The organism is Ureibacillus aquaedulcis (assembly GCF_030418165.1).
GTDB classification, from domain to species: Bacteria; Bacillota; Bacilli; order Bacillales_A; family Planococcaceae; genus Ureibacillus; species Ureibacillus aquaedulcis.
This window is the reverse complement of sequence record NZ_JAUHTQ010000028.1, coordinates 1-4,947: the sequence shown is the minus strand read 5'-3', so window position 1 is coordinate 4,947 and position 4,947 is coordinate 1. Positions and strand designations below refer to the sequence as shown.

The window sequence follows — 4,947 nt, the reverse complement described above, 5'->3', positions numbered from 1 at the left end:
TTTTCTGTCTACCAACAGCGAACTTTTATATTGTAACATTACAAGATTGTTATGTCAACAACAATTTAATCTCATCTGTTTTCAAAGACAACTCTTAAATATTAACACTTATCAAATATTTATCAAATATTTTTTTTATGAGAAAAGATAATATTTAAATGACAGCTAAATTATTGTATCAATTTAATAAGCTGGAGTCAATATCTTTTTTTAATTACAATCGTCAGCCAACTCGTCTTAACAACAAATGATAGTATATTAATATAATTTAATGTTTGCAAGTACTATTATTTAAATAATATAGTAATGAATATTTAACGGATATCTTTAATGACCCATTAAACAAAACGACAAACATATAGTAATATTTCTACTAATTACTTAAGATAATATATTCCCTATAACCTAGGAATTCTCAATAGTAATCTACCTTAGATTTAGATTGGTTTCTTTCAATGCCTATATCTCTATTGTTCTTCGGTTATAAAAGTGATTGCATTGTTTTTTCAAAGAATCCTTAGAGCGTTTAACATTTATTCATCAACCTCTATTAGCTTATTCCATTCCAATAAAGAGTTCCTCAAGCCTCTAATGCAATTTAAGATAATCTCAGATCCAAACAGTTTTGAAAAAATGTCCCTCTTATCTCCTCACTTTACAAACTTCTTCTATAATCAAAATTTATCGGACTAAAAATTGGCAATTTTGGGCAAGATGGACAATATAAAAAGTTTATCTTGAGATTCGAATATTGAGTGAAGGGTTCTTTATTAATTGATTTAATTGCATTCATTATATATATCATCACATCAAAATACAAAAATCTATGAAATGGAGGGGGTCCTTATATTTTTCAAAAAAAGAAAGAGTATTTCGTCATCCATAAACCAGTCCACTGAAAACACCGATAGAAAAAAATCGGATGATTTAAATGTAAATGATCTAACGAAAAATGAGAACATATCAAAGCAATTACCAAGCAGCTCAACTACCAATAAGGACCTAAATGGTGATATTGCATCTTCCACTAAGGTATTTATTGATCTGCTAACTGAAAAGCTTCATTCACCAGCTGACTTAGTAATTCGTTATGTAACGGATAAGATTACGATTGTATTTATAGAAGGTTTAATAAAAGAAGAACTTTTGGATAAACAAATACTCCCTTATTTGCATAATGCTTTCGAACCGACGCCGGTTGACATTCATAAATCTTTGGCACTACCAAAAGTTAATGTCACCAATCAGTTGAATAAATGTATTGAGGATATGTTGACAGGTGCTGTTGTTATTCATATAGAGGATTATTCTCAAATTGTTTTAGCAATCATACCAACTGTTGAATCGCGCAGTCTAACAACACCCGAGAATGAATCGCAGGTAATTGGTTCCCAGATAGGCTTCAATGAAAATATGTCAACCAATATATCTATTATCAGACGATATATAACAAACCCCAATCTTTGTAATGAGCGAGTAAATCTTGGGAAGCAAACAAGCACTTCTGTTTCCTTGTTATATCTTGCCGGTATTACAACTGAACAAAATGTAAATACCGTCCGACAAAGAATACAAGATTTAGACATTGAAGACTTACTTGATAGCGCCATGCTGGCGGAAATGATTGATGATAGTTCCTTATCCATCTTCCCCCAAATGTTATTAACCGAACGCCCCGACAGATTCTGTGATGGATTATTAGGTGGAAAAGTAGGAATTATTGTGGATGGAAGTTCGATGGGCATCCTTTGCCCTCTGACATTCATTGAGTTTTTCCATAGTAAAGAAGACAAAAATTTACGATGGCAGGTCGCCACATTTGTAAGATTGTTACGATTCGCTGCCATCATTGTTTCAATTTTTTTTACACCCTTGTATGTAGCTTCTTTAACTTTTCACTATGAAGTTATTCCGCAACCGCTATTGGTGCCACTCAGTGAATCTCGGGCGATCGTACCCTTTCCGCCGATACTGGAGGCACTTTTTTTGGAGTTGATTATTGAATTGCTTCGTGAAGCGGGGTCTAGATTACCTACCAAAGTTGGGCAAACGATCGGGATTGTTGGAGGGATTGTCCTTGGAACAGCTGCAGTACAAGCAGGTATTACTAGTAATATTCTTATAATAATTATTGCCTTATGCGCATTATCTTCATTTACTACACCCAATTATTTAATGGGGAATGTAATCAGGATCATTCGATTTCCGATTATTGTTTTAGCTGGATTCTGGGGCTTTTATGGTATTATGCTCGCTTTTTGTTTTCTTCTAATTCATTTATTGCGCCAATCAAGTTTAGGCGCTCCATACATGGCACCTTTCTATCCTCCAAGATTTAAAGATTGGGGGGATAGTATAATTCGACTTCCCATACCGTTTGTGATGCGGAAGTCACCAAATGCAAGAGTTAGTAATCCCAATGCTGAAACTATTAGTAAAACACTGGAGGGTAAGGAGAAAACAACAGAATGAACACTAAGTTACAAATTAGCCCTGCTCAAATGTTCAACGCTCCCCTCCTCTTCTTTTTTGTTACTAAAGTTCAGATTGGGGTCGGAGTTTATGGGTTTCAGAGTCTCATCTATGAGGAAGCAAAACAAGATTCATGGATATCTATTATTATCAGTTTTCTAGCAAGTCACATTATAGTGTTTGTTATGTTCAAGGTATTGGAGATGTATGATTCGAACGATATTTATGGGATCAACATAGACCTATTTGGTAAACTTTTTGGTAACTTTATTAATTTTCTCTTGGTTATTTATTCTGGAGTAATATTTTTTACCATTCTTAATAACTTCTCTGAAGTTATGGTTACATGGGTATTTCCCGATATCAATTCATCTTTTATTATTATCACGGTACTATTGCTAGTCATATATACCTTTACCGGTGGACTAAGAGTAATCATCGGCCTTTGTTTTATAGGTTTCTTCTTACCTCAATGGATGTTGGGTGTCCTTGTATATCCACTTGAATTCGCTAACGCTAATTACTTATTTCCAATTTTCGATAATGATTTAATAAGTCTACTAAAAGGAGCATACGCCATGTCCTTCACAATAGTAGGTTTTGAAGCACTTACTACACTTTACCCTTATGTAAAAGAAAAGAAGAAGGCTCAGTTATATGTACATTTGGGCTTATTGTACACTCTTGTGGTTTATCTTTTCGTTATGTTAGTTTCCTTACTATTTTTCAGTGGTGAACAGCTTGAGAGGGTAATATGGGCAACATTGTCCTTGTTTAGTATTGTACGTCTCCCTTTCTTTGAAAGAATCGAAATTTTTACCGTTTGTTTCTGGATAATTGTTATCCTGCCAAATCTTTGTATATATGCCTGGTCAGCCTATCGTGGTATTGGCCGAATTATTAAGGTAAACCAGAAGACGTTTATTTTATTTTTTACAGCAATCATTTTCATAGGATCATTTCTAATAGAAACACAATATCAAATGAATGTAATTAATAAGATTTCTGGGCATGTTTCATTTTATATAGTATTTGTACTTCCGTTTTTTATCTACTTCATTGCTTTTTTAAAGAACAAAATATTCAAACGACAGGTGAGAAAAAATTGAATTCGTTAAAAGTATCAGCTCTATTCCTTGTGGCTGTGATGATTTTGGCTGGTTGTACGAACCAAAAGATTCTCGAGAGAACCAGTTTAACGACATTATTAAGTTATGATAAAGCAGAGGACGACAAGATTACCACTACAGCGGTTATCCGACAAATCAACCCCGATTTGGAAAGTAAGGTGGAAATACAATCAGCAACGGAAGCCACAAATAGAGGAGGCCTTGTAAATATCGAGTTAAAAACGTCGAAAAAAATCGGCGCAGGACAGTTACGAGTTGCATTATTCGGTGAAGAGCTAGCAAAATCCGGTTTAAATGATTTCATTCACACACTAAAGATGAATCCTGAAATCAGCAATGGTATCTATTTAGGTGTAGTTGAGGGGGATGCAAAATCATTAATAGATAGCAGCTATAAAAATATTACCGACATTGGCCAACATATTTTTCAATTAATCGATCATAATATTGAGCAAAATCATGCTTTGTCACCAACCCTCCATGAAGTGAATCGTGACAATACCTCGCAATTGGCGAATTTCTCCCTGCCAATCTTGAAAAAAGAAGGAGAATATATTGAAATATCAGGTATTGCTTTTTTTCTAGAAGCCAAGATGGTTGGAAGGCTCCCTTCCCAAGACCTTTTATATGCAAAAATGATTAGAAATGACTTCTCGGATGGAGCATTGGAATTGGCCATCCCGTCCTCAACTATTGAATCTTTCTCTGAAGGTTCTGACAAGGAAGTAAAAATTGCCATTGACTCTATTAATTCGAGCCGAAAAATCAAATTAGTTGATAAAACAGTACCCGAATTTGATTTTACACTTAATCTAGAAGCGCGTTTACTAGAAATTCATTCAGGTTTACGCATAACTACTATAGAAGAAGAAAAAAAACTTGAAAAGGCCATTAATAAAAAAATAGAAAGTGAATTAAATCGGGTGATTCAATATAGCCAAGAGGTTAATTCTGATATTTTCCGCTTTGGCGAACACTACAAAGCACAAGTTCGAAAAGCAAACATAACTGAAGAAAAATGGCATGAGATGTATCCAGAAATGAAAGTAAACGTAACAGTAAAGACACTTATCGTTCGAGATGGTGTTTTCCAATAGTCCAATAAAAGAAATCATTTCAAAAGAGGGTAGAATGAAATGGTTTCTTTTTACTGATCCCTTCCTACTTTTACTGCCTCCTTCTACATTCAAGTAACTTCGATTGTTCGCATCCGCTCTTGTAAACGGAAGATTTATACAGTGCATTTATCTTATTCACAATTTACTAGGTTTGTATTACAAACTATAATTGCTTCTTATGAGTATCATTCAACTAGTGTTCCCATTTTAATCGGTGGCTATTTTCC

At 34.1% G+C, this 4,947-nt stretch carries 3 protein-coding genes; all 3 read left to right on the top strand.

All coding sequences use genetic code 11. The features are described 5' to 3' along the window. Positions 1-831: 831 nt before the first annotated feature. Genes QYB95_RS18930 through QYB95_RS18920 form a run of 3 tightly spaced genes read left to right on the top strand, consistent with a single transcriptional unit; the run spans position 832 to position 4,699 of the window. Entirely contained in the window at positions 832-2,472 is a 1,641-nt protein-coding gene (locus tag QYB95_RS18930) for a spore germination protein (protein WP_301139928.1), read from the top strand. Then, complete coding sequence (locus QYB95_RS18925) at positions 2,469-3,581, top strand: GerAB/ArcD/ProY family transporter (protein ID WP_301139927.1); 1,113 nt, start codon at positions 2,469-2,471, stop codon at positions 3,579-3,581. The genes QYB95_RS18930 and QYB95_RS18925 overlap by 4 nt, the downstream gene beginning before the upstream one ends. After that, positions 3,578-4,699: a Ger(x)C family spore germination protein gene (locus QYB95_RS18920; RefSeq protein ID WP_301139926.1), complete on the top strand. Its 1,122-nt coding sequence runs from the start codon at positions 3,578-3,580 to the stop codon at positions 4,697-4,699. The genes QYB95_RS18925 and QYB95_RS18920 overlap by 4 nt, the downstream gene beginning before the upstream one ends. Positions 4,700-4,947 lie beyond the last annotated feature (248 nt).

What these genes read in the sequence shown, in the direction of transcription:
- QYB95_RS18930 (WP_301139928.1), top strand. Translation starts at nt 832, where the DNA reads ATGGAGGGGGTCCTTATATTTTTCAAAAAAAGAAAGAGTATTTCGTCA.
- QYB95_RS18925 (WP_301139927.1), top strand. Translation starts at nt 2,469, where the DNA reads ATGAACACTAAGTTACAAATTAGCCCTGCTCAAATGTTCAACGCTCCC.